Source organism: Croceitalea marina (assembly GCF_042684265.1).
Taxonomy (GTDB): domain Bacteria; phylum Bacteroidota; class Bacteroidia; order Flavobacteriales; family Flavobacteriaceae; genus Croceitalea; species Croceitalea marina.
On record NZ_JBHULB010000017.1, the window covers coordinates 120,043 to 144,508 of the forward strand.

Below are 24,466 nucleotides of genomic sequence, written 5' to 3' on the forward strand. Positions count from 1 at the left end.
GTTCGAGGGGACAACTTTATTAATCTTGCTTTTCTATTTCTTCTTCTAATACATTAATGATTGACACCATTTCTTCTCTTAAAACTGGGCCTTCCTCAAAAATAGATCCCATCCAGCCTCTAAGTTGTTGCATGAGTTTATCAAATTCAAAAGATTTAAATAACCTAATATATTTGTCTTTCACTTTTTCCGATTCTAAAATATCTTTTGAATCAAAATTAAAATCTTTTAATGGCTGTTTTAATAGAAAAGGATATAATAGTTGTTTAGAAAACTCTCTCGCTTGATGCTCTTCTTCCTGATAATCTTTTATAAGGTCTTGAATAGTAGCTAATTTGGTTTTCAAACTATCATTAGAGATTAATTCTATTTTGCCTGAGCCTATTACAGAATTATAAATACCTTGAAAAGGGTCAAATGTCCAATTAGCATTTATTGTATTCATTAATGTTACTAAACTATCTGCTGATAGTGTTTGTAATTCTGTAGACATTACATTTTCTATAGCCTTTTTGCGTTTTAATTGACTATTGTAAATAACATCGAATTTTTTTAAGTTTTTACTAAACTCCTGATGAAGGCTTTTCATCACTTTAAGCTCTTCTTTTTTAAGCTCGCGATTGTTATTCCAAGTATTCACTTGTAGTGCCAACAAAATACCTATCATTACTAGAACAATCTCGCCTATGGCATATTTTAAATACTTGCCCAGCTTATTCTCATTGAGCGCGCGGTTTCTTATTTTATTGAAGAGTTTTATCATATGTATTTCCCGCAAAAGTGGGAATCTTTAATGTTATTTAACTAATATGCTTCATTTGCACTTCGACTCCGCTCAATGTGACACTCAGCATATTTTATATTTTTTTATTTAAAAATATCACCTTTAACTTATCACCTTCCAGTTTGTAAATGAGAGCCAAAAATACTAAAAGAAGGATGCAGCCTGCAATTAAGTTTCGGTTAAACACATAAAAAGAAAGTGTAGAAAATACTATTGACAATCCTCCATAAAAGAAGATTTTACGCATGTTATATGGGATGGGGTAATGCTTTCTCCCAAAATAATAAGACAGACTCATCATAGTGCCATAAGCAACTAATGTTGCCATCGCAGAAGCCATATATCCGATTCTAGGAATAAAGATAAAATTGATAAGCAAAGTCAAAATAGCACCTATGGAAGATATATATGCACCATACTTTGTTCTATCTGTTATTTTGTACCATACCGATAGGTTATGGTAAATGCCCAGACAGAAGCTGGCCAATAGAATAATCGGTACTATTTCCAAGGCTTCTCTAAGTGACTCATTTCTAATTAAAATTGGAGAGAGTACATCTATAAATACAACAACTGCAAGCAGGATAGAACTTCCTAAAATCACAAAATAGTTTGTGATTTGTGCATAGGTTTTTTGGGGATTTTCAGTTTTTGCGTGACTAAAAAAGAATGGTTCAACTCCCATTCTAAAAGCTGTTCCAAAAAGAGTCATAAATAAAGCTAGTTTATAGCATGCACCATACTTACCAGCTTCACTATCGGAAACTAATTCTGTCAATAGTATTTTATCTACCACTTCATTAATGGTAAAAGCAACACCGGCAATCATAACGGGACCAGCATACTTTAGCATTTGCTTTAATAACCCAAAATCAAAAGAATAGTTTCGTTTTATGTATGTAGGAAGCAAGATTAAAAGAGTAACTGCACTGGCAATAACATTTGAAATAAAAATGTAATTAATTTCATTGCCTTCTTTATAAATAGCATTAAATACACTTTCCGAATTGTCACTTACTAGTTGAGGTAATAGTAATAAAAAGAAAATATTGAGCCCTAAATTAATAGCTACATTAACTGTCTTTAGCACTGCGTATTTCATTGGTTTTTCATTTGCACGTAAAAGTGCAAATGGAATAATTACCAATGCATCCAAAACTAGAATATAAGACGTGAATTTGATGTATTCTACATTAATATTCGTTAATTCTGATAACAAATCTTTAAAAACTAACGCAATTACCAGAAATAAAATTGAGGTGCAAACTAATGAAACTAATGAGGTGGAAACCACCTTGTTTTTATCATTAGTCTTATGATAAAACCGAAAGAATGCAGTCTCCATTCCATATGCCAAAAAAACATTGAAAATGGCTATCCAGGCATAAATATTAATGTATTCTCCGTAACCTGAAGCTTGCTCAAAAACTGAGGTATATAGTGGGAGTAAGAATACAGAGAGCATTCTCGGCAACACTGTTGCTAAACCATAAATGGCCGTTTGTTTAAACAGCTTTTTGAGCGGATTCACTAGAAAAGTGCATTTAAAAGAAACCCCGAAGTTAAACTTCGGGGCTATATGTTGTTATAAAAGTAGTCATAAACCTCCTTTCTCCAAAGGCTGGTCTTCTGCTATTGATAAATCAATGGCTTTTTTTCTTTTACACCTTCTATTTTGAAATACTTTATTTGGTCGCCATCTGCATAGCTCACTACACACTCATCAGCAGAAATTTCAAAAGGGAATTTTTCCTGCAACTTGGGAGGTTTATTACCAACTTCTTGTTTAGCATCTTCATGCATAATGATATCTTGTTTTTCAGAATTTACCTTCATGAAATTTGCCGTTGCAATCCAGTTACCTTCCCTTGTTTCCATGTTGATATCAGCAATTTTACCTCTAAAAAAAGCTTGTTGCATTTTGATGTTGTCCATTTTATCTGAAAGCACAGGTATTTCCAGTTTTATTCCAGACCCACTTTCAGGCCTACCTCCAGTCCATGATTGACAGGTAGCTTGGCCCATTTCAAAGGGTGCGTTTTTAACCAGTTTTTTTTGTGATGAACATCCTGATAAGGAAAAGACCATTGCTAAGATTGTATAGGTAAAGATTCTCATATGTCTCATTTAACGATTATAAAGATACTAAACCAAAAGTAGTGCCAAAATTCGGTTTTACTCTTTCTCCATTACGATTAATATATTTTATATCTTGTTGTTCTCATATGAACTTCCTTTATCCTCTAAAATGAAAACATCAATTCTAAAAATAGCCTTTTTAGTTATTATTACTGCCCAATTTTCCTGTAAGGAAAAAGTGAAGGAGGTTGCTGTAAAATCTCGCCCCAATATTATTTTCATAATGTCAGATGATCATGCCTACCAAGCCATTAGCGCATATAATAGTCATTTAATTCAAACTCCGAACATCGATAGAATTGCAAAAGAAGGTATAACCTTTACAAACGCCTGTGTTACGAACTCAATCTGTGCCCCTTCTAGGGCGACTATTCTTACCGGCAAGCATACCCATATCAATGGGAAGACAGACAATCGACGGCCTTTTGATACAACACAGGTTACTTTTCCAGAGATATTTCAAAAAGCGGGTTACCAAACTGCTATGTATGGAAAATTACATTTTGGCAATAATCCAAAAGGGGTTGATGATTATATGATTCTACCTGGACAAGGAAACTATATAAATCCCGATTTCATTACAAAAACAGGTGATACTATAAGAAAAGAAGGTTATGTGACCGATGTTATTACAGACTTAACGCTCGAATGGCTAGAAAAGAAACGAGATACTGCAAAGCCATTTATGTTAATGTATCTACATAAAGCACCACACAGACCATGGTGGCCAAGACCGGATAAATTTGAAGAGTATCTGTCTAAAAAATTTCCTGAGCCAACCTCTCTTTTTGATAGCTACGAAAATCGAGGTACTGCAGCAAGAACAGCAGAAATGAACTTGCTCACAGACATGATGTATAACCATGATAGTAAAATTCGCCCAGAACTGACAAAAAAAATGAACCCACTTCCGCTGGTTCCTGAATATGAAGGAGGTTTTGACAAGCCTTATACTGACAGAATCAATGCAGAACAAAAAGTAGCGTACGACCCTATTTTGGATAAAATCAACAAAGATTTTGAAGAAAACTGGCCCAAAATGACCAAAAAAGAGAAAATGAGCTGGAAGTATCAACGCTATATGCAAGATTATTTGGCTTGTGTTTCTTCTGTTGATGATAATGTTGGTCGAGTTCTGGATTATTTAGATGAGAACAAACTGACTGACAATACTATAGTAATTTACACCTCAGATCAAGGGTTTTACTTAGGAGAACATGGTTGGTTTGACAAAAGGTTTATTTATAATGAATCATTTAAGACTCCTCTTTTAATTCGTTGGCCAAATGAAATTAAAGCAGGAATATCTAATGAAGAAATGGTGCAAAACTTGGATTTTGCTCAAACAATGCTAGAAGCTGCACAAATTCAAGCTCCAAATGATATGCAAGGGGAAAGTCTAATGCCCTTATTGACATCTAACTACACAGATTGGACCCGTAATGCGGTATATTACCATTATTACGAATATCCCGCGGTACACCAAGTGAAAAGGCATTACGGCATTGTAACTATTGATTATAAATTGTCCCACTTTTACTATGATATTGATGAATGGGAACTTTATGACCGAAAAAAAGACCCCAATGAAATGAACAATGTCTATAATGACCCAGCTTATACTGAAATAGTTACTGAGCTTAAATTAAAGCTGGATGATTTAAGAGAAAAATATGGTGATTCTGATGAGTTGAACCAAAAATATATCGATATTCATAATGCTAGTAATATTGATTCTCCCTTAAATAAGAAATAGCTTAAAATACATTTTCAAATTTTATTCAGAATCCTTTAAAACCTTCAAATCTTCTAGTTCTTTCTTAATTTGTTTTGCTATAAATAACCCTAATACCAGTGATATCACAATTGAGGATACTACAATATAGTTATAGAAGCCAGTACTAAGACTAGCTTCAAATAAGGGTAAGAGAACAACGAAACCAATACCATACAGTATCACTATTACTGGTGTTACAACAAAGTGTACAATTCTTCTTTCTGAATAATACTTTAACAATTCTTTCTTAAATATTCTACTGTTTCTACCTCTGTTTACTTTCTTAATCTTTTTGATGCTTAAGATCTCAATGATAATACGAACGACCAAACTCCCCGTCATGAGCGCCAGACCCAATATAACTTGTTTGTTGTTGTATCCTGAAATATAGAAGAAGAAGCCCAATAAAACCAAACAAGTCCCAAAAAGAACGCAATTGGTTATCTTTTGTTTGTTCTTGATCTTCGCTATTTCTTGCACTAGTATTTGAAACCCCTCTTTAGGTGGCCTGATCTCCTCCTGCTTGTTCCATTTAGATTGTATTTCGTCAAAACTATTCATGATGTACGCATTTAGTAAGTTCATTTTTTATACGGTGTATTCTTGTTCTAATAGCCTCATGCTTTATACCGATAACTTCTGCAATTTCCTTCTGCGGAAACCCTTCTAACTCTAATAAGATTATTGCCTTATTCGTTTCAGAAAGTTTATTGATGCAACTATGCAAGCTCTCAAACATTTTTTCTCTATCAGTTGTAGGAACTTCTTCTGGTGTTTCAGGAATTGTATCTGCCGTATATATTTTCACTTTCTTTTTGATTATTCGTAACTGTGAGAGACAGGTGTTTACCGTAATTCTATAAATCCATGTTGATACCTTGCTGTCATTTCTAAAATCATCTAGATTATCCCAAACCCTTATAAATACCTCTTGAGTAAGATCTTTTGCCTCGTCTTGATTACCTGCCAAGTATCCAAGACAAAGTCGCATGACTTTATCGTAGTTTGAATTATAAATCTCTTGAAATGTCTTTTGTTTTTCTTTCATCCTTATTTTAAAGCGGCCACTACTTTATCTAAAAACCATTCTGGTTTGTCGTACATAATAAAATGTGCAGAATCTTCGACATACTCAATATTATAGTTTTTTAGCTTCTTATATTGCCTCTCAAACGTCGTTTTTACCATCTCTAATCCGTAAGGTTTTGTGGCACCCAGAATTGTAACAGGAATAGCTATTTTAGCAATATCCTCCCTTAAATCCAGCTTTAAAAGGTCTGTATAACCATAAACATAGGTTTCTCTATCAGCATTGACTATCCATTCTATAAGTTCTTGACGTTTTTCAATGGTTAAGGTCATTCCCGAAGCCATTTGAGCAGCCATGCTTTGAAAAGACACCTTATCCATCTCTAACAATTGTTTGTTCCATGGGCTCTCATAGGCTATTTTTTCGCTATCAAAGTTAGGAATCATTAGAGCTCCTGTTGATGGTAGCGCATCAACAATAATCAATTTGGAATATGGGTGTTTGTCATCGGTTGCCAACCACAATCCTAAAGCACCTCCCAAACTATGCCCAATAATTATGGGGTTTTCAAGCTCGTGTTCTTTAACATATTTGTTGACAGCATCTTTAATTTTGGGCAGCCATGGCTTTTCAATTGGTGTGACATTACCAAAACCGGCAAAGGTAAAAACATGGCACTCGTAATTTTTTGAAAGTTCAACGACTACATCTTCCCATACCGATCCGGTACACGTAAAGCCTGGAAATAATAGAATTGATTCTCCAGTTCCGACTACATCGACTTCAAATTCTTTGTATTGTCCTTTTACAGAAGCTACTATAAATAGTAGAGATAGCATAATTGTTTTTTTAGCTGTCTTCATTTTTTTGAAATTTAGATTGAATTTCCCTTTAGATTCAATTCTCAAAAAATGTTACATCTAAAAACAAAAAAACCTCACATTACTGTGAGGTTCCTAATTTATTTGAAGTAAAAATTATCTAATTATTCAAAGCCTCAGCTCCACCAACAATTTCTAAAATCTCATTGGTAATCGCCGCTTGTCTTGCTTTGTTATAGGTCAGCTTCAGCTGATCTCTTAACTCAGTTGCGTTATCCGTCGCCTTGTGCATTGCGGTCATACGGGCACCATGTTCACTCGCGAACGAGTCGCGAATGGCTTTATACAACTGCGTTTTTAATGATTTCGGAATCAGTTGTTCTACAATCTCTGGTTTTGATGGCTCAAAAATATAATCGGCAGCTCCAGAAGTATCACCCTCAACTGGAACAATTGGTAAAAACTGTTCTGACATTATGATTTGAGTAGCTGCATTCTTGAACTTGTTATACACCAATTCAATTTTATCGTACTCCCCTTCTGTAAAACGTTGCATTAGGCTTTCTGCTATTACTGCAACATTATCAAAAGTCAAATCATCGTAAACTTCACTATGGTTAGAAAGTACAGTATTATTTCTACTTAAAGCATCATTCGCCTTTTTACCAACAGTAATAAAATCAACCTGCTTACCAGTATAGGTGTTTAACAATACTGTGCACTGTTTAATAATATTTGTATTGAAAGCGCCACAAAGTCCACGGTTAGAGGTAATTGCAACTACCAATACTTTGTTTACGTCGCGGTTGTCGGCATATTTACTGCCTGCATCCCCATCTAAGCTAGCACTTAAACTTTGTAAAAGTTCAGTTAACTTGTCGGAATAAGGGCGCATCGCCGTAATAGCATCTTGGGCTTTTTTCAATTTTGCAGCAGATACCATTTTCATGGCACTCGTAATCTGCATGGTTGAAGATACTGATGCTATTCTATTTCGTATTTCCTTAAGATTGGCCATTTTTTATAGTATTTAGCAGTTAGTATTGCGTAGTTAGATTCTTTTCCATCTCACCTTATACTAATTACTGTTCACTAATACTTTATACTAGCTTCTATATTTTCCTGATAAATCTTTACAAACCGCAGAAAGCGTATCTGTAACTTCATCTGTTAGTTTTCCTGATTTTAAGGTATCTAAAACACCTCTGTGTTTTGCGTTTAAGAATTCAATGAAATCTCTTTCAAATTCTTTTACTTTATCTACAGGAACGTCACGCAATAAGTTTTTAGACCCAGCAAAAATGATTGCTACCTGATCTTCTACAGTAAAAGGATCGTTTTGTGCCTGCTTTAATATTTCAACGTTTCTACGTCCTTTTTCAATAACGTTTAATGTAGCTGCATCTAAATCTGAACCGAACTTAGCAAAAGCTTCCAATTCACGGAACTGTGCTTGATCCAGTTTCAACGTACCCGCAACTTTCTTCATTGATTTAATCTGTGCCGAACCACCCACACGAGATACCGAGATACCTACGTTAATCGCTGGACGAACACCTTGGTTGAATAAATCTTGCTCTAAGAAAATCTGACCATCGGTAATCGAAATTACGTTTGTTGGTATATATGCAGAAACGTCCCCCGCTTGTGTTTCAATAATTGGCAATGCTGTTAAAGAACCACCACCTTTTACGATTGGCTTTAATGAATCTGGAAGGTCGTTCATGTTCTTCGCAATTTCATCATCTGCAATAACCTTTGCAGAACGCTCTAATAATCTTGAGTGTAAATAGAAAACATCACCAGGGTATGCTTCACGTCCCGGTGGTCTTCTTAAAAGAAGTGATACCTCACGGTAAGCTACCGCTTGCTTAGATAAATCATCGTAGATAATTAAAGCAGGCCTACCTGTATCTCTAAAATACTCTCCAACAGCTGCACCTGCAAAAGGAGCATATACCTGCATTGGAGCAGGGTCAGATGCGTTTGCAGCAACAATAGTTGTATATGCCAGTGCACCTTTATCTTCTAATGTTTTTGCAATGGCAGCAACAGTAGATGCTTTTTGGCCAATTGCAACATAGATACAATATACTGGCTCACCAGCATCATAAAATTCTTTCTGATTCAGAATGGTATCGATACAAACCGTAGTCTTACCAGTCTGACGGTCACCAATTACCAACTCACGCTGTCCTCTACCTACAGGAATCATCGCGTCAATCGCTTTGATACCGGTCTGTAATGGTTCATTTACTGGTTGACGGTAAATTACACCAGGCGCTTTACGCTCTAATGGCATTTCATAGGTTTTACCCGAAATAGGGCCTTTTCCATCAATAGGTGCTCCTAAAGTATTAACAACACGGCCAACAATACCTTCACCCACATTGATAGAAGCGATACGTTGTGTACGTTTTACGGTAGCCCCTTCTGTAATTTCTCTTGACGGACCTAACAATACGACCCCAACATTATCTTCTTCTAAATTCAGTACGATACCTTGCATACCGCCATCAAACTCAACTAGTTCACCATATTGAACATTTGCCAAACCGTACACACGTGCAATACCATCACCTACCTGAAGTACTGTACCCACTTCATCTAGAGAAGCACTTGCTTCGAAACCTGATAATTGCTGTTTTAATATTGCTGAAACCTCAGCTGCTTTTACTCCTGCCATTTTTATAGACTATTTGTAAATTCTCGTTTTAATCCGTTTAGTTTGCTTGCCACACTGGCATCGTATTGTAAATCGCCCACTCTTAGAATGAATCCGCCAACAATACTTTCATCAACCTTATTTTCTATAGTAACCTTATTACCTGTTAGTTTGGTTACCTGTGCTAAAATCTTTTTTTCTAAATCTGCGGTTAAAGGAACCGCTGACGTTACAAAAGCGACATCTTCACCTTTCAATTTTTCATGAAGGATAATGTACTTATAAGCCACTTCTTGAAGCATTTCGATACGCTTGTTTCCTGTTAGTGTGCCGATTAAACCCAAAGTAATTTCGTTGCTTCCTTTGAAGATTTCGTTTAATGCTTTTTTCTTGACCTCACTCTTAACAACAGGACTAGATAGCACATTCTGTAATTCTGTATTCTCAGAAATTACAGCTGCTATATTGCGCATATCTTTTTCAACTTTATCCGCTGCTTTCTTTTCAACAGCGAAGTCTAAAGTTGCTTTTGCATATCGTATGGCCGCTCTAGCTTCGTTCATTTTTTTACGTTTATAAGGTTAGATGTTTATTGGTTTAGCGCATTTTATAAACTCTTAAACCAAAAGCCAAAGGCTTTAAACTTCTAAACTCTTTCTTCTAGTTCAATTTGATGTCGCCCAACATTTCATCAACCAACTTCAGTTGTTTCTTTTTATCGGACAATTCTTCTTTGATTACTTTTTCTGCGATTTCAACCGAAAGATTTGCTACTTGAGCCTTAATGTCGGCTACTGCGGCTTTCTTTTCGCTTTCGATAGCGGCTTGTGCTTGCTTAAGCATTTTATCCCCTTCTAGCTTCGCTTGCTCCTTTGCATCGGAAACAATACCTTCTTTTAGTTCCCTGGCCTCTTTAAGCATAGCGTCACGTTCGGCTCTTGCTTCTTTTAAGATTCTTTCATTATCTGCTTGAAGATTTTGCATCTCCTTTTTAGCTTCTTCAGCAGAATCTAAGGCATTTTTTATAGATTCCTCTCTATCACTTACCGCACCGAGGATCGGGCCCCAAGCAAATTTTCTTAAAATGAACAATAAAATTAAAAAGGTAATTGCTGTCCAAAATACCAATCCAAATTCAGGAGTAATTAAATCCATTTCTTTGTTTTTTTAATTTAAATTTTGAAAACTGCAGAACCAACCAACCGTTGCCCCTGCAGTTATACTTTAGGTCTTGTATTAGCCTTGCAAGAAAGCAACAACAACACCGAATAATGCTACCGCTTCAACGAAAGCCGCAAGAATAAGCGCAGAAGACTGAATCTTTCCATGCATTTCTGGCTGACGAGCCATAGCTTCCATAGCTCTACCTCCGATGTTACCAATACCTACACCAGCTCCGATAGCCGCTAAACCAGCACCAATAGCTGCAATTCCAGTAATAGTCATATTTACAAAATTTAAAATTAATTAATGATGTTCTTCTTCTGTTGCCATCCCAAAATAAAGGGCTGACAATATGGTAAAAATATATGCTTGTATTGCCGTTACAATAACTTCTATTACAGTAATGAATAATGAAAATGCTACAGATACAGGTGCGATATAAATTGATTTAAACACAAATATCAACGACATCAAGGCCAAGATAATTACGTGACCTGCTGTAATATTCGCAAAAAGTCGAATCATTAATGAAATCGGCTTTACAAACATCCCAATAATCTCTATTGGCATTAAAAAAATCTTCATGGGTACTGGTACACCTGGCATCCAAAAAATATGCTTCCAGTAATTCTTATTTCCGCTAAAGGTGGTAATGATAAATGTGAAAACGGCAAGGGTACAGGTAAACGCTATATTTCCACTAAGGTTAGCTCCGTTTAAAATTGGAATCAAACCAAAAATATTATTTATCCAAATAAAGAAAAATATAGTAAGTAGATAAGGCATATACCTTTTATATTTATGTTCCCCTATCATTGGTTTGGCAATTTCATCCCTGACAAAAACCACAAGAGGTTCTACAAAACCTGCAATGCCGGTAGGTACGTTACCGTCCGATTTTCTATATCGTCTTGCCGAAGCAATAAAAATAAATAACAAGACTGCAACGGAAACCCACATCATAAAAACATTTCTGGTTATAGAAAAGTTAAGTGGTTTTTTGGCATTTATAGGATGATGCTCGGCGTCAAATTCAACACTTGTGGCACCAGCGTCTAATTGATAAATTTTTTCGTGGAGTTTAACGAACTTTCCACCGTTCGCTTCAACAATTTCATGCCCAGAATCGTCATGATGAAATGCACTTGACATGAAGGTTGTTAAACCATTCTCTGTCCACAAAATTATTGGAAGTGGTATTGAAACAGGTGAACCCTGCCAGTCGAATAAGTGAAATCCGTGTGCGTCTTTTACGTGATGTAAAATCATCTCCTTCGGATCAAACTCTTCATTTTCCCCGTCAGAATCTACCTCATCTTTATCGTAAGCAAAACCTGTAATAGGCAGTGCAAGAAATAATCCTAAAATAATTGCCTTAAAAGTACTTATTTGCATTCGTCCGTTAGATTAAAATACAGCTCTCAAAATTCGCTGCAAATGTACGGACATTATATTAATTGGCAAACAATAATCAATAGGATTATTTGGCCATTAAAAACTGGGCAATTCCATATACTTCAAATGCCAAATAAATGAAATAGGGAACGAAAAAATTTAGAGTATCCCCAATCTTTTCTGTAGTGTCAGAAAGAAATAATGGAAGTAAAAAAACGATACTCAAAATCATCTTTAATATCATCAGTAGTATGAAGGGATTAAAGACCTGAGTTTTACCATTGGAAAATCTGAAATTAATAGTGGTATAGACCACTAATACTGATATAATGTGGAAAACATAAATATTCCAAAGTGGAATGATAAACGTTTTAGCAGAAAATAAAGCGTTTATTAGATAAATATGTAGCAAGTAAAGAATTGCCGAGCCAATAAGTAACTGAAGCGAAAAAAGTATTTGCCGCTTTTTAAAGGAGTCCCTCATTTATTTACCGTTTAGACATTTTAATAATTCGCCTTATTACGAAGTAAATCGAAATTAAAACAGAAAATAAAGAACATATAAGTGTATAGATAGAATGCTCGTTTGGATATTTATCATCCAAAAGAACACCTATATAAGTACCACCGGCAATTATAGCTATCATCTGGAAGGCGATTCCAGAAAATCGAGCATAGTTATTTAAAGAAGGCTCTCCTTTTTCAGGAGACTTTTGCTGGTTCATTCGATTTGTTCGAGCCTATTTTATGAGCAGCTCCATTGGCACTTGGCGAAGCGACTCCTTTGCCCATACTGCAAGAGGCATTAAAAGTGGCTCCTGGCTCTACAGACAATTTAGATACATTTACAGTTCCTTCAATCTTAGCAGAAGACTTTAACGAGAGTAATTCAGAAACAAAAAGTTCTCCATCAAAATTACCTTCAATATCGGCATTTACACATTCTACCTTTCCTTTAATCAATCCGTCTTTGCCAATGACTACTTTGCCAGAGGTCTTTACGTTACCGTCTAATTTGCCGTCGATTCTAAAATCGGCCTGTGAGGTAATATTACCTTTTATTACGGTATTCTTTTCAATTCTGTTTGGCTGTCCGCCAAAGCTCTCCATAGGTTTTTTGTTGTCTGAAAACATTTTGCTCACGGTTTTGGGGTTAAAATTTGTGATTTATACTCGTCTATATTCTTATGTACTTGTATGATTTTATAGTTGGATGATAAAATTACAAAATTCTCATCCTTAATGCGGTAATCCTTATTGTTTTTTAAAAGTTCTGCATAGCCAAGGGCAAAGTCCTTAGATTTAAATCCGTGCACAACCACATATTGGTCTTCTAAAGTGTAAATATCTTTTGATATGTAATTCTTGTATTTTAAATCTTTAATGGACTCTTCTAAACGTTTTTTAAGTTTTAATGCGCTTTCGTTATCGCTTATTTTGAATGGAAAAACCACCTTCCAATTACCGGTGCCTTTAGAGCCTGTTTCGGGTGAAAACTCTTTTACTGCCAGTTTGGGTAGTTGTTCTGCTACCATTTGTTCGGCTTTCTTCCCTTCAGGATTGTTCGGGTAGGTCAAGGCAACGTAATTCAATGCTTCTTTAAAAGGTTCAAAACCGCGTAGACGACCTATAGCATTTGCCTTGAGCATTTCAAACTTGGGCACAATTGGGTCGCCAGTAAACCTATTGATATACTCTTGTGACTTTGTGATTACGTTTAGAAATTCTTGGTTTTGAAACAACTTATACAGCTCAGTATACTTTTTATCAGGGCTATCTGAACTATCGGATAATACTGCCTGCGGATTTAAAAGAATTTCGGCGTACCGCGAATCTGAATGGTTTTTTATAATGTCTTGCTTGACCGTAGTTGCCAACGGACTACCAGATTCCTCATAAATCTTGTATAGGTTATATTTAGATGGAAGTATTAATCTTTCCTCAGGGTTTGAGGCCAAAACTAACTCTAACTTGTCTGCAGCCAACATATTCTCCTTAAACTTTTCCTTATATATAAGTCCTAATTGATAGTTCGCAAAATTTCGTTCAGTGCGCAGACTGTCAATTACCCCTTCATCGGTGGGTATGGCATCCATATAAAAGTCCAGCGAATATTTTTCTTCCGTTGTCGGTTCTTGCGATGGGTCTACCTCAGCTACCAATTCTCCAGTAGCTTCAGAACGCGTGGCTTTTGCTTTATTGCTCCAACGCCAGTCATCTTCCAACTCTCGCTCTCCCCAACGGGTTTTGAACTCGTTTTTACCGTAACCCAAACTGGTTATGTTATAAAAGTAAAATTTACCTTTGTTCTTCTTACCGGCTTTGGTATCCCCAAAAGCAGCAATGCCTTGAGTAGTTCTTTTTTCTTCTTTTAATGCAGCTTCTTCGGCTTTTCTTTTAAGTTCGGCAATATGGGTTTCGAAATAGGTGACGCGCTCTTCAGGAGACATTTCGTAAAGCACAATCACACTATCAGCCTTAAAGACAATATCCTCGTATTTAATAACATCTTCTAAATTATCGAACTTCTTTTTTATGGCGCGATACTTTTTCGTGTTCTCAGTCAAATTGGTGAGTACACTATCGTAATAAGCGCCTGAGGCCTTGTATTTATTTTTATCAAAGTTGTATTCTGCTAGATTTTCATAATTTTTGGCATTCAACTTTTTATCGGTCTCGGTAGCGCGTAACGATTTGTTATAATAGGCCAAAGCCAAACTATCTGAACCCAAGGCTAAATGGTATTGGCCAATTTCATGAAATACTTTATCTAAAAATGGTCGATTCTCACGGTCTTCCTCCAAATCGGTCAGGTATTCTAGTAGTTCTTCTTTATTACCATTTGTAATGGCCGTGTTCTGTATCTTTTTAAGATGGGCATTGATCATATACACCCGAGGTGATTGCCGGTTCAATGCAATTACTTTGTCATAGGCATAATTGGCACTGTCTTTAAAACCCAATTGATTATAAAGTTGACCTATAATAAACAAATACCGCCCTTTTTCAGCCTTTTTTTTGGTGTAGCCTTGGGCAATTTTTAATTTTTGAATTGATGTGTCCGCCGCCCCCAGGTTCAGATAAGCTTGTGCAAGTACTGCATTGGCATCAGCGTATTCTTGATCCTTGAGCACATCATATTTAAAAAGATTTTTGAGGTTTTTAATGGCCAACTCCGGATTGTCTAATCGCATGTTTGTTTTCTCTCGCCAAATTCTAGCCTCATTTAACTTATCACTTTGAGCATATTTTCTAAGAATGTAATTGAAAGATTCTAGTGCAGGGATGTAGCGTTGGTCAAAATAACGCGCTTTTCCTAAAAGGAGAAACGCCTCATCTGTCTGCGGATTGCGCTCTTCATCTTTAATATCCATACTGTGCTTCTGTATGGCCTTGGTTGCCTTTTCTTCGGCAATGATAAAATTGGGGTTATTATCTTCAGAATCAAGTTTTATTTCTTCGGTGACCTCTAAGCGCTCTACAGGAAGTACTTCCCAAAAATCATCGCGATAATTGCTGTTCAGTTCTTCACGACCTTTTTCAAAAGCAATATTACCATTGTACAAGGTATTGTACTTGGTATTCAGGGCATGCCAATTACGATTTATAAAGGCGTCTTTTTTTGTTGAGCATGCTGCAATTAGCATAATCAACATCACTCCCGAAATGATACGATTAAAATAAAACTTCAATGTAAAAATCTTTCCTACGTACCATAACTAAAAAAAGCCCTATTTAGTATAGGGCTTATCGATAAAGTGTATGTATTTCTTTGATTAGCCTCCAAAGAAAGTTTCGAGCTCTTTTAATGTCTCTGTTGAAGTTTTAATATCTTTTACAATTTCGCCCTTATTGAGCACCACAATTCGTTCACAAACTTCAGTGACATGAATTAAATCGTGACTAGAAACCAGCACCGTTACTTCTTCTTTTGCTGCCAGTTCTTTTATGATGCCTTTTAAGCGAATCTGTGTAGTTGGATCTAAATTTGCAAACGGTTCATCAAGAATTACCACTTCAGGATTACCAATAAAACTTGCAACGATACCCGCCTTTTTTTGGTTTCCTTTAGATAGGTCGCGCAAATATTTCTTTTGCCCTAAAATTTCTCCGTGGAAAAAATCTGCAAATTGAGATAAAAGAGCATCCACATCGGCCTTATTACGACCCCGTAATTCTCCAATAAAGTAGAAGTATTCTTCAGGGGTCAAATAGCCAATCAAGAAGGTCTCATCAATAAAAGCCGACGTAAACGGTTTCCAAGCTTCGCTTTGGTCAACCTGAACATTATTACTGATAATATGCCCGGTGCTAGGCTGGATTAAGTCTAATAACAAACTAAATAAAGTAGTTTTGCCGGCTCCGTTATTACCTACCAAACCAAAACTTTGCCCTTTAGGTATTTCTAAAGATTCAATATTTAAAACGGTATTGGCCCCGTATGTTTTTGATAAATTATTTACTGATATCATAGTTGGTTATGCTTTTTGTTTGTACGCCAAAAGCGTTTTGTACTTTTCTTTTTTATAGATTTTTTCAATGACTGCGAACATTTTATTCTTGAAAACGAAGCCTAAAAGACCGAATACCGCAACAAAAATATAGCCAGCGGCCGGGCCAAGCGTAAAATGGCCAATTGTATAAATTATAATTGGTAATAATAGTTTAGGCAGTGTTATTAAAAGGGTCTTGGCGTTGAAGGCTTGCTTATCGCCAAAGGCCTTTTTGTTAGATGTTAAGTCTATAGGAGTTTTTACATACGCTCCGCCCCATAAAACCAGATAAGAGTTGATGCCTACATTGTAAACGGCACCGGCAAGAACCGCGGCATAAGCTTCCCAACCAAAGTAGAGGTAAAAGGATGCCAAAAATGTTGAAATTACCGTTGCAATGATGACCAAATACCATTTTGAGGTTAAATATTCTCGATACTGAATATTCTGGCTCATCATTAAAGGATAGTAACTACTGTCCCAACTTGGTACATATTGTCCAAAACTGAACAAAAACCCTCCCGTAACAAAAATACCCGCAAAGATCTTCATAAACGGATTATCATAAGATTCTACCGCTCCGGTAAAAAACAAAAGTCCATAAAAAATAAAAAAGAATCCCGCGATTACCGCCGAGCGTGCACGTTTATTTCTTTTAATGAGTTTAATATCATTCTTTAAAAAGGTGCCTAGGTTTCCAAAACGGTTGAGCCAGTCTAAATTTTCGGTTTTGGCCTCGGTCACTTTGGTGGCCAGACCACCGTCTAAAAACATATTCTTTTTAAAATAATTAAAAGATGACCCGAAGAGACCTAATAAAATGGTCCATGGAATGATTGCTGTTATCGGAATATCATAAAGTTTATCAAATAAAGGTCCCGTATAAGCCGTGACATCAAACCAACCATAATACTGAGACACACCAAATAAAATAAACACTCCTGCAATAAGATAAAAGACATTGTCTTTATTGTTCACCAAGACATTGATGAAGTTGTTACAGTAAATGAGCGCCATAAAACCCAAATGCCAACCTATCACATTAGCAACTCCATAGTCTTTAGTCAATAATATTATACTGAACGGTACAAAGAAAAAAGCGTGAGACCAGTTGAAAAAGGAAACAATTGTTTTACCAAGCGAATAGTGCACTACCTGGCTCTTCTTAAATGGCAGATACAAGAGCGGTTTAATATTGGTAACCGGCATTTTCTGCAACATATAGCGAAAAACCAAATCGAAAACCAGATAATAAATCAAGAACTTGTTTACTACGCGCAATGGGTCCCCTAATTCCGCTTTTTCAATGATAAAATAAACTCCAAAACCTAGACTTAAGAATACGGCAATAAAATATAAGGCCCCAAGTGCCATTAATATTTTAAACCATATCTCCGTTTTGAACGAAGCGGACCTAAAAAAGGATTTCCACTGAAGGTTGATAAAGTGTTTGAACATTGTCGTTGGTTATTTGTTCTGAAGGTTAGTGACTAAAATAGTTGATTTGTTACAAAATCAAAGCATTTTAAAAAAATAGCCCTCAAAATAGTATGAATCCTTAGTTTTGCACCCAAAATTGATTTCATGAGTGATTTTCATAAATTAACTGTCGCATCGGTTGATGCATTAACCCCAAATTCGGTAGTATTAACTTTCGATATACCTGCAGCTCTGGCAACTACTTTTTCATATAAAGCGGGCCAGTATATTACCATAAAACATAGTATTAATGGTCAGGAAGTTCGCCGTGCTTATTCCATATCCTCTGCCCCTTCTTCTGGTAAATTAACGGTAGGTATTAAAAAAGTAGAAGACGGCACCTTTTCCGTTTATGCCAATGAAGAAATAAAAGCAGGAGATGTTTTGGAAGTTATGCCCCCTGAAGGCCGTTTTACTTTTGAATCTAATCAAGAAACACAAAATATAGCGGCTTTTGCTGCTGGTAGCGGTATCACCCCTATTATGAGTATTGCGCAAACAGTCTTAGAAGCTAATAATGATAATACTTTTGTCTTGGTTTACGGCAATAAGAAACCCGAAGAAACCATGTACCATGCTCAAATAGTGGCCTTACAAGAAAAATATGGAGAACGCTTTTATGTGCAATTTGTCTACAGTAAAGTATCGGAACCTGACTGCCTTTTTGGCCGCATTGAAACTTCAACGGTCAACCTTATTCTAAAAAATAAGTTCAAGGGTGTTTCCTTTAATGATTTTTACCTATGTGGCCCTGAAGCGATGATCAATACCGTTTCCGATACCTTAAAAAGTAATGGTGTTTCTGAGGCTAATATTCATTTTGAACTTTTCACAACTTCAGATACCGAAGATACAGTAGCAGAAAATCTGGATGGGAAAACCAAAATTGAAGTATTGGTTGATGATGAGACCTTCTCCTTTGAAATGGACCAAAAAACCTTAGTGCTGGATGCTGTCTTAAAACAAGATATCGATGCTCCTTACTCTTGTCAAGGCGGGGTTTGCAGTAGTTGTATTGCACGCGTTACCGAAGGAAAAGCGGAAATGGTAAAGAATCAGATTCTAACGGACAGTGAAGTGGCCGAAGGTTTGATTCTTACTTGCCAAGCGCATCCGACAACCTCTACCCTGAAAGTTGATTATGATGATGTTTGATTAAGTCTTAAAGTAATAGTCTCTTAAAAATGAAGTGTATCCGAATAACACCAGCTGATGTAATAGAACAAAATCTAGATTTCAAAATCTATAAAATTTTAGATGATGAAGGTGAAAGCCCTTTGAAATGGAATCTCACACCCACTTCTCTCCAAATAATACCTAATGATACGGGACACTACCTTGTTAAAGCCTTTATTATTGATGAAAGTGGAGTGGATACAACTGCATTAATCAATGTTAGCACTCCGGAAAGAATAGCAGATTTTACGATTTATGATTTTAATTCTCCTAAGTACTCTTCTATTTCTGAACAAACTGGAATTGGAAAAAATGTTATCCCTGCAGTTGCTTCTGACGCTTTTGGCAGTTACGAATTCTATTACGCTAGAAACAATCCAGATATTGGAATTGAGGTTTTGAAAAATGGCGTTATCCTTAGTACTCAAAAAACCGTTATCGCAGAAGATTTAGCGTATATTTTGAGGGATGAAAAAAGACTTGAAGATGCATTAAATTACTTTTTAATTGCTGAAGAATATGGCCAATCATCTGAATTCATACTTTTTGAAATTGAGCAATTATACTGTGAAATGGAAAACTATAAGAAGGCCTTAGAGTACAAAAGAAAACGTGAAAAAATTAAAAATAATTAAAACTGCACTTTGCCAAATAGCGTCTACTATAAAAATAGTATTTGTCTAATTAAGCGATTTATCTAAAGCCCAACAAGCGCGGTCATAGCCAATCGTATATGCTTTATCTATGTCTTTCTTATCGAGCATCCCAATATGTTCCAATTCTTGGGGTTCTATGAGCACATCGCATTCCCCAATTTTTTCTCTGCATGAGGCATAAATCATTAGACCGGTGATTCTTCCAGTTAATTGAAAGGAATTACGGAGATGTTTTTTTTCAAGCGTACCGTTAATAGATACATTACTACCAATAATAAGTTCGCAATTTTTTTCTAGATATTCTTTAGGAAAGTTGTTCATTATCCCGCCATCTGCATAAAGTATGCTGTTTACCTCAACCGGACTAAAAACAGGAGACAATGCGGCCGATGCAAGCAATGGTAAAATAAGCTCACCCTTAGTAAAGACTTTTTCTTTACCGTTCATCAAATCCGTGGCAACTACATATAATGGCTTAGTTAAAGACTCGAATGAATTAATAGAAAAATGTTTTTGAAAAACACTTGCGAATTTTGTAGTATCAATCAGGCCTGGTTTTCCAATAGCAAAGTAATTGTATTGAAACAGCGGCGTGTCTTTAAAGAACTGAAGCATTTCATCAGTGCTGTTTCCGTTGGCGTAAAGCGCTCCTATTAAAGCTCCAACGCTTGCCCCCGCAATTTCGTGTGCCTCAACATTCCTTTCTTGCATTGCTTTTAACAGGCCAATATGGGCCATGCCGCGGATACCGCCCCCAGATAAAACTAGTCCGACTTTCTTATTTGAAGTTGCTAAATTTTGCACCTTTTCTCTTTTGTGTTAAAGTTAATCCCATTCCCCGAATTTTAACAATCTTGCCTGTAATCTTTTTATTAGAGCTTCGACCAAAACCGCTATTAAGTTTTTATCGTAAGTTTACATAACAATTGCTATGCCTTGCTAAAAGCCGTTCAACATACTACTGCAATCCTCGTTTTTGCCAATTCTGCGTCACAAGAATTTGAGCAAAAACCATTTGTTAAAAGTGCTGTAGTATTTGAAGCGCTTAACAAAGAGACCCTGAACAAGGTTAAAAAAACAAAGCTTCCATATTTCCATTTTACAGAAAAAGAGCAGTTCGGAAACTCTTTTGGAGAACGTTTTGTAAATGCCATTCAAAAAGTTTATGAAAAAGGGTATAAAAACATCATTACCATAGGTAACGATAGCCCTCAACTAAAAACATCGCATTTACTTGAAGCTTACAAGCAACTTCAATTAGGAAAAACAGTTTTAGGTCCAACATTCGATGGTGGTTTCTACCTAATGGGGCTTCACAAATCAAACTTTGACGCCTCTCTTTTCTTAAGACTTCCATGGCAACGTTTCGGTTTATTCAATAGAATTTCACAATTATTTGAAAACAGCAATTCGCATCTCCATAGGTTGCCTGTTTTTGAGGATATAGATACTGCAGTAGATGTCGTTAAATTACTTGGTTTTTCAAGATCGATTGCATTTACCATTCTAAAAATACTTCGCGCTATTGAAGAAAAGGTTTTAAAAGTTTTTAGCGCGAGAGCATTTAACTATTCCGATTCATATTCTTCTCCTTTGTTCAACAAGGGCTCACCTGTTTTGCTTCATCTTCTATAAACATTTTTCTCGGCCAATTGGCCACAAGACTAACTTTTATACAAATAAATGAAGTATTATTTACTGAGCGTATTGCTGCTTTTTGTGGTGGCATTAAGTGCTCAACAAACCATATCAGGTCGCGTTAGCGATATCAACAATTTGGGGATACCTTATGCAAATATTTTAGCCGTAGGAACACAAACTGGAAGCACAACAGATGAAAATGGAAACTATGAAATTACAGTTACAGAAGGTGTTTCTCTTCTAGAATTCTCTGTTCTCGGATACAAAACGCAAACTGTTTCCATTCAAAATCAAAACATAATCAATGTGCAATTAGAGGAATCTTCCGAACAACTAAATGAAGTGGTGCTAACGGCGTTAGGACTTAAACGAGAGACTAAAGAACTGGGTTATGTTGTACAAAGTTTAGATGCTAAAGGCGTTACTGAAGTAAAATCAGTTAACTTTTTGGATAATCTTGCAGGAAAACTGGCTGGGGTTACCATTAACCAAGGTGCAACTGGTGTTGGTTCTTCCTCAAAAATTACCATTCGTGGTGAAGCTTCATTCTCTAATAACAATCCTTTATTTATAGTTGACGGAGTTCCCATCAATAATAACTCGGTCTTCAACTTTACCAACGAAGCTGCAGCCGGTTTTCAAGAAGTTGATTTTGGTAATGGTGCTATGGAGGTAAATCCTGATGATATTGCAGAAGTTTCAGTCTTAAAAGGGCCAAGTGCAGCGGCCTTGTACGGTACACGTGCTGCAAACGGCGTTATTGTTATCGAGACCAAAGATGGCTCAAAAAGCAAAGGTCTTGGCATAAGTTATAATACCAGTTTCTTTGTTGATGAAGCTTTTAGACTACCCGATTTCCAGAACGAATATGGTCAAGGACAAGCAGGAGTTTTTGAATTTGTAGACGGATTAGGTGGTGGAACTAGTGATAATATCACCTATAGTTGGGGCCCTCGTTTAGATGTCGGTAATTTAATTCCGCAATTTGATAGCCCGGTAACCTTACCTGATGGAACTATAGTTCGCGGAGGGGATACTTCGGTATATAATGGACTTCCTATCACCCCAACAGAATTTCGTTCCAATCCTGATAACCTTAAAAATTTCTATGAAACAGGAACTACCTTCATTAATAACCTAGCTATTTCTTCGGGCTTTGATAAAGGCGATTTCAGGCTTTCATTTACAGATTTACGCAGTGAAAGTATTATCCCCGGAGTGAATTTAGATAGACAGACAATATCGTCTCGTTTAAACTTCCGTCCAACGGATAAATTACGTATTAGGTCGAGCATTAGCTACGTAAATTCTCAAAGTGATAACAGACCATCTAATGGATACGGCTCTGAAAACGTAAACTATTCTCTTGTCGCATGGGGTCCACGGTCGCTTAATATCGATAACCTACGCAACTATTGGCAACCAGGTTTAGAAGGTTTACAACAATATTCTTTTAACTATACCTTCTTTGATAATCCGTTTTTTATCCTGCAAGAGAACCGAAACTCTTTTAATAGAGATCGTGTTTTCGGTACTATTTCGGCATCTTATGATATCACCGATAAGCTATCTGCAACTGTGCGTACCGGAATGGATTATTCTAGCGAATTACGCCAGTTTCGAAGAGCATTTAGCACCAACCGATTTAGAAATGGGGGCTATGCTGAACATGACGTGTTTTATAGGGAAATAAACACCGATTTTATTTTAAATTACAACAACTCCTTTGGTGATTTTAAGGTTGATGTCTCCCTCGGTGGAAATCGTTTGGACCAAAAAGCATTTACCTCACAGTCGCAAACAACGAGTTTGGCGCAACCAGGGATATTCCGCTTGAGCAATGCTGCTTCACCAATTGAAGTTTTTGAGTTTGAATCCAATAAACGCATCAACAGTTTCTATGGTTTGGCCAAATTTGGTTACAAAGACTATCTGTATTTGGATATTACGGGTCGAAACGATTGGTCCAGTGCCTTAGCAACACCTTTTTCTGTAGATAATGTATCGTTTTTCTATCCATCGGTATCCACAAGTTTCATCTTATCCAATGTAACAGAATTGCCTCAAGCCATTTCATTTGCAAAGTTTCGTGCGAGCTACGCACAGGTTGGCAATGATACCAATCCATACCAGACCACAGGGGCATTTATAGCACAAACCCCATTTAATGGGCAGCCTACATTTAGCGATCAGAACCTTATTGCGAATCCTAATTTAAGACCCGAACAAACTGCGGCTATTGAAATTGGTGCTGACATCCGTTTCTTTGGGGATAAGCTGAATTTGGACATTTCCTACTACAACGCAGTAACCAAAGACCAGATTATATCCTTACCTATTGGTATTTCCTCAGGATTCACACAACAAGTGGTCAATGGTGGTAAAGTGCGTTCCAAAGGTTTAGAAGTAATATTAGGAGCAACGCCTATAGCAAATCAAAACTTCAAATGGAACAGTACCGTAAACTTTAGTACAAACCGCTCTACGGTAGAAGACTTACCACAAGATGATGGCCGTTTAACACTGGCTTTCTCTAGAATCTACGATAGTCAAAACCAAACCGTTTTTGTACAGGTAGAAGAAGGTGGTCGTATTGGCGATTTGTACGGAACAGGATATTTGAAAAACGAAAATGGTGATTTTATTCTAACGGATGAAGGACGCTATATTCCAGATAACACTTTGCAGAAACTGGGAAATTCGAATCCTGATTTTATGGTAGGTTTCAATAACCAATTTAATTACAAGAATTGGGATTTAGGCTTTCTTTTAGACTGGCGCCAAGGCGGAATTATAGTTTCCCGTACGCGTGCCTTAGGAAATGTTGGTGGTCAATTGGCTGAAACCGCTTTTAGACCTGAAGAAGGTATTGTACCGCAAGGTGTTGTAAACACAGGTACTGCTGAAAATCCGGTTTACGTTCAAAATACTACAGCAGTAACTGCCGAAAGTTTCTACCGCCAGTTTTATGATAGAAACCATGAGGAGAATAATACTTACGATGCCTCTTTCTTGAAACTACGGCAGTTTTCCGTGGGTTACACCTTTGAAAATCTTAAGTTTTTACAGCAAGATGCAAGTCTACGACTATCGCTCATCGGTAGAAACTTATTTGCTATTACTGAAAATCCACATTTTGACCCAGAACAATTAGCCGTTCAAGGACAAGGGTTTGTGAGTGGTGTAGAAGACATGTCGTATGCCACCACAAGAAGTATTGGATTTAAAGCTGGGTTTAATTTTTAA

24 protein-coding genes are annotated in these 24,466 nt (G+C 36.5%); 5 read left to right on the top strand and 19 right to left on the bottom strand.

Translation table 11 applies throughout. The annotated features are described in order from the left end of the window. Positions 1-19: 19 nt before the first annotated feature. The 3 genes from ACFSQJ_RS13635 to ACFSQJ_RS13645 form a co-directional block, all read right to left on the bottom strand. Positions 20-763, bottom strand: a complete 744-nt coding sequence (locus ACFSQJ_RS13635) for a DUF6090 family protein (protein WP_377767524.1) — start codon at positions 761-763, stop codon at positions 20-22. A 94-nt stretch (positions 764-857) separates the two neighbouring features. Further along, positions 858-2,315, bottom strand: a complete 1,458-nt coding sequence (locus ACFSQJ_RS13640) for a lipopolysaccharide biosynthesis protein (RefSeq protein WP_377767525.1) — start codon at positions 2,313-2,315, stop codon at positions 858-860. A gap of 101 nt (positions 2,316-2,416) precedes the next feature. Continuing rightward, positions 2,417-2,902, bottom strand: a complete 486-nt coding sequence (locus ACFSQJ_RS13645) for a hypothetical protein (RefSeq protein WP_377767526.1) — start codon at positions 2,900-2,902, stop codon at positions 2,417-2,419. A 130-nt stretch (positions 2,903-3,032) separates the two neighbouring features. Here ACFSQJ_RS13645 and ACFSQJ_RS13650 point away from each other — a divergent pair, with 130 nt between their 5' ends. Further along, a complete protein-coding gene (locus ACFSQJ_RS13650) occupies positions 3,033-4,679 on the top strand; it encodes a sulfatase family protein (protein WP_377767527.1) in 1,647 nt (548 codons plus the stop codon). A 21-nt stretch (positions 4,680-4,700) separates the two neighbouring features. Here the strand turns inward: ACFSQJ_RS13650 and ACFSQJ_RS13655 are convergent, their stop codons facing one another. From ACFSQJ_RS13655 to ACFSQJ_RS13725, 15 genes are all read right to left on the bottom strand, one after another. Then, positions 4,701-5,285 (bottom strand): hypothetical protein, encoded by a 585-nt coding sequence (locus ACFSQJ_RS13655; RefSeq protein ID WP_377767528.1) that lies wholly within the window; start codon positions 5,283-5,285, stop codon positions 4,701-4,703. Then, the gene (locus tag ACFSQJ_RS13660) at positions 5,254-5,748 is read right to left on the bottom strand and encodes an RNA polymerase sigma factor (protein ID WP_377767529.1); all 495 of its coding nucleotides are present in this window, start codon (positions 5,746-5,748) and stop codon (positions 5,254-5,256) included. Before ACFSQJ_RS13660 ends, ACFSQJ_RS13655 begins: the two co-directional genes overlap by 32 nt. 2 nt (positions 5,749-5,750) lie before the next feature. Next, positions 5,751-6,593 carry an alpha/beta fold hydrolase gene (locus ACFSQJ_RS13665; RefSeq protein WP_377767530.1) on the bottom strand — a complete coding sequence of 281 codons (843 nt, stop codon included), beginning with the start codon at positions 6,591-6,593 and terminating at the stop codon, positions 5,751-5,753. 118 nt (positions 6,594-6,711) lie between these two features. After that, positions 6,712-7,569, bottom strand: a complete 858-nt coding sequence (atpG, locus tag ACFSQJ_RS13670; protein ID WP_377767531.1) for an ATP synthase F1 subunit gamma — start codon at positions 7,567-7,569, stop codon at positions 6,712-6,714. An 87-nt stretch (positions 7,570-7,656) separates the two neighbouring features. Continuing rightward, positions 7,657-9,237, bottom strand: coding sequence for a F0F1 ATP synthase subunit alpha (gene atpA, locus ACFSQJ_RS13675; RefSeq protein ID WP_377767532.1), 1,581 nt, complete (start codon positions 9,235-9,237; stop codon positions 7,657-7,659). 2 nt (positions 9,238-9,239) lie between these two features. After that, entirely contained in the window at positions 9,240-9,779 is a 540-nt protein-coding gene (atpH, locus tag ACFSQJ_RS13680) for an ATP synthase F1 subunit delta (RefSeq protein WP_377767533.1), read from the bottom strand. Positions 9,780-9,876: 97 nt separating this feature from the next. Further along, complete coding sequence (locus ACFSQJ_RS13685) at positions 9,877-10,371, bottom strand: F0F1 ATP synthase subunit B (protein ID WP_377767534.1); 495 nt, start codon at positions 10,369-10,371, stop codon at positions 9,877-9,879. Positions 10,372-10,452: 81 nt separating this feature from the next. After that, positions 10,453-10,662, bottom strand: coding sequence for an ATP synthase F0 subunit C (gene atpE, locus ACFSQJ_RS13690; protein WP_377767535.1), 210 nt, complete (start codon positions 10,660-10,662; stop codon positions 10,453-10,455). A gap of 21 nt (positions 10,663-10,683) precedes the next feature. Further along, positions 10,684-11,775: a F0F1 ATP synthase subunit A gene (gene atpB, locus ACFSQJ_RS13695; RefSeq protein WP_377767536.1), complete on the bottom strand. Its 1,092-nt coding sequence runs from the start codon at positions 11,773-11,775 to the stop codon at positions 10,684-10,686. Between the two features lie 85 nt (positions 11,776-11,860). Then, positions 11,861-12,259 carry a hypothetical protein gene (locus ACFSQJ_RS13700; protein WP_377767537.1) on the bottom strand — a complete coding sequence of 133 codons (399 nt, stop codon included), beginning with the start codon at positions 12,257-12,259 and terminating at the stop codon, positions 11,861-11,863. A gap of 4 nt (positions 12,260-12,263) precedes the next feature. Continuing rightward, positions 12,264-12,500, bottom strand: a complete 237-nt coding sequence (locus ACFSQJ_RS13705; RefSeq protein ID WP_377767538.1) for an AtpZ/AtpI family protein — start codon at positions 12,498-12,500, stop codon at positions 12,264-12,266. After that, positions 12,478-12,909: a bactofilin family protein gene (locus ACFSQJ_RS13710; protein ID WP_377767539.1), complete on the bottom strand. Its 432-nt coding sequence runs from the start codon at positions 12,907-12,909 to the stop codon at positions 12,478-12,480. Before ACFSQJ_RS13710 ends, ACFSQJ_RS13705 begins: the two co-directional genes overlap by 23 nt. Before the next feature lie 5 nt (positions 12,910-12,914). Next, positions 12,915-15,431: a type IX secretion system periplasmic lipoprotein PorW/SprE gene (gene porW / locus ACFSQJ_RS13715; protein ID WP_377767617.1), complete on the bottom strand. Its 2,517-nt coding sequence runs from the start codon at positions 15,429-15,431 to the stop codon at positions 12,915-12,917. A gap of 120 nt (positions 15,432-15,551) precedes the next feature. Further along, complete coding sequence (locus tag ACFSQJ_RS13720; RefSeq protein ID WP_377767540.1) at positions 15,552-16,247, bottom strand: ABC transporter ATP-binding protein; 696 nt, start codon at positions 16,245-16,247, stop codon at positions 15,552-15,554. 6 nt (positions 16,248-16,253) lie between these two features. Next, entirely contained in the window at positions 16,254-17,726 is a 1,473-nt protein-coding gene (locus tag ACFSQJ_RS13725) for a DUF5687 family protein (RefSeq protein ID WP_377767541.1), read from the bottom strand. A 126-nt stretch (positions 17,727-17,852) separates the two neighbouring features. Here ACFSQJ_RS13725 and ACFSQJ_RS13730 point away from each other — a divergent pair, with 126 nt between their 5' ends. Continuing rightward, positions 17,853-18,902 (top strand): 2Fe-2S iron-sulfur cluster-binding protein, encoded by a 1,050-nt coding sequence (locus ACFSQJ_RS13730; RefSeq protein WP_377767542.1) that lies wholly within the window; start codon positions 17,853-17,855, stop codon positions 18,900-18,902. 29 nt (positions 18,903-18,931) lie between these two features. Beyond that, positions 18,932-19,558, top strand: coding sequence for a tetratricopeptide repeat protein (locus ACFSQJ_RS13735; protein WP_377767543.1), 627 nt, complete (start codon positions 18,932-18,934; stop codon positions 19,556-19,558). A gap of 45 nt (positions 19,559-19,603) precedes the next feature. Here ACFSQJ_RS13735 and ACFSQJ_RS13740 read toward each other — a convergent pair whose 3' ends face one another. Then, positions 19,604-20,383 carry a patatin-like phospholipase family protein gene (locus ACFSQJ_RS13740; protein ID WP_377767544.1) on the bottom strand — a complete coding sequence of 260 codons (780 nt, stop codon included), beginning with the start codon at positions 20,381-20,383 and terminating at the stop codon, positions 19,604-19,606. A gap of 132 nt (positions 20,384-20,515) precedes the next feature. Between ACFSQJ_RS13740 and ACFSQJ_RS13745 the strand changes: the two genes are divergently transcribed. Further along, positions 20,516-21,214, top strand: coding sequence for a TIGR04282 family arsenosugar biosynthesis glycosyltransferase (locus ACFSQJ_RS13745; RefSeq protein WP_377767545.1), 699 nt, complete (start codon positions 20,516-20,518; stop codon positions 21,212-21,214). A gap of 48 nt (positions 21,215-21,262) precedes the next feature. Continuing rightward, positions 21,263-24,466 (top strand): SusC/RagA family TonB-linked outer membrane protein, encoded by a 3,204-nt coding sequence (locus tag ACFSQJ_RS13750; RefSeq protein ID WP_377767546.1) that lies wholly within the window; start codon positions 21,263-21,265, stop codon positions 24,464-24,466.

What these genes read in the sequence shown, in the direction of transcription:
- ACFSQJ_RS13725 (WP_377767541.1), bottom strand. Translation starts at nt 17,726, where the DNA reads ATGTTCAAACACTTTATCAACCTTCAGTGGAAATCCTTTTTTAGGTCC.
- ACFSQJ_RS13720 (WP_377767540.1), bottom strand. Translation starts at nt 16,247, where the DNA reads ATGATATCAGTAAATAATTTATCAAAAACATACGGGGCCAATACCGTT.
- ACFSQJ_RS13685 (WP_377767534.1), bottom strand. Translation starts at nt 10,371, where the DNA reads ATGGATTTAATTACTCCTGAATTTGGATTGGTATTTTGGACAGCAATT.
- atpG (WP_377767531.1), bottom strand. Translation starts at nt 7,569, where the DNA reads ATGGCCAATCTTAAGGAAATACGAAATAGAATAGCATCAGTATCTTCA.
- ACFSQJ_RS13700 (WP_377767537.1), bottom strand. Translation starts at nt 12,259, where the DNA reads ATGAGGGACTCCTTTAAAAAGCGGCAAATACTTTTTTCGCTTCAGTTA.
- ACFSQJ_RS13655 (WP_377767528.1), bottom strand. Translation starts at nt 5,285, where the DNA reads ATGAACTTACTAAATGCGTACATCATGAATAGTTTTGACGAAATACAA.
- ACFSQJ_RS13660 (WP_377767529.1), bottom strand. Translation starts at nt 5,748, where the DNA reads ATGAAAGAAAAACAAAAGACATTTCAAGAGATTTATAATTCAAACTAC.
- atpB (WP_377767536.1), bottom strand. Translation starts at nt 11,775, where the DNA reads ATGCAAATAAGTACTTTTAAGGCAATTATTTTAGGATTATTTCTTGCA.
- ACFSQJ_RS13665 (WP_377767530.1), bottom strand. Translation starts at nt 6,593, where the DNA reads ATGAAGACAGCTAAAAAAACAATTATGCTATCTCTACTATTTATAGTA.
- ACFSQJ_RS13735 (WP_377767543.1), top strand. Translation starts at nt 18,932, where the DNA reads ATGAAGTGTATCCGAATAACACCAGCTGATGTAATAGAACAAAATCTA.
- ACFSQJ_RS13650 (WP_377767527.1), top strand. Translation starts at nt 3,033, where the DNA reads ATGAAAACATCAATTCTAAAAATAGCCTTTTTAGTTATTATTACTGCC.
- ACFSQJ_RS13750 (WP_377767546.1), top strand. Translation starts at nt 21,263, where the DNA reads ATGAAGTATTATTTACTGAGCGTATTGCTGCTTTTTGTGGTGGCATTA.
- ACFSQJ_RS13645 (WP_377767526.1), bottom strand. Translation starts at nt 2,902, where the DNA reads ATGAGAATCTTTACCTATACAATCTTAGCAATGGTCTTTTCCTTATCA.
- porW (WP_377767617.1), bottom strand. Translation starts at nt 15,431, where the DNA reads ATGTTGATTATGCTAATTGCAGCATGCTCAACAAAAAAAGACGCCTTT.
- ACFSQJ_RS13635 (WP_377767524.1), bottom strand. Translation starts at nt 763, where the DNA reads ATGATAAAACTCTTCAATAAAATAAGAAACCGCGCGCTCAATGAGAAT.
- atpH (WP_377767533.1), bottom strand. Translation starts at nt 9,779, where the DNA reads ATGAACGAAGCTAGAGCGGCCATACGATATGCAAAAGCAACTTTAGAC.
- ACFSQJ_RS13705 (WP_377767538.1), bottom strand. Translation starts at nt 12,500, where the DNA reads ATGAACCAGCAAAAGTCTCCTGAAAAAGGAGAGCCTTCTTTAAATAAC.
- ACFSQJ_RS13730 (WP_377767542.1), top strand. Translation starts at nt 17,853, where the DNA reads ATGAGTGATTTTCATAAATTAACTGTCGCATCGGTTGATGCATTAACC.
- atpA (WP_377767532.1), bottom strand. Translation starts at nt 9,237, where the DNA reads ATGGCAGGAGTAAAAGCAGCTGAGGTTTCAGCAATATTAAAACAGCAA.
- atpE (WP_377767535.1), bottom strand. Translation starts at nt 10,662, where the DNA reads ATGACTATTACTGGAATTGCAGCTATTGGTGCTGGTTTAGCGGCTATC.
- ACFSQJ_RS13710 (WP_377767539.1), bottom strand. Translation starts at nt 12,909, where the DNA reads ATGTTTTCAGACAACAAAAAACCTATGGAGAGCTTTGGCGGACAGCCA.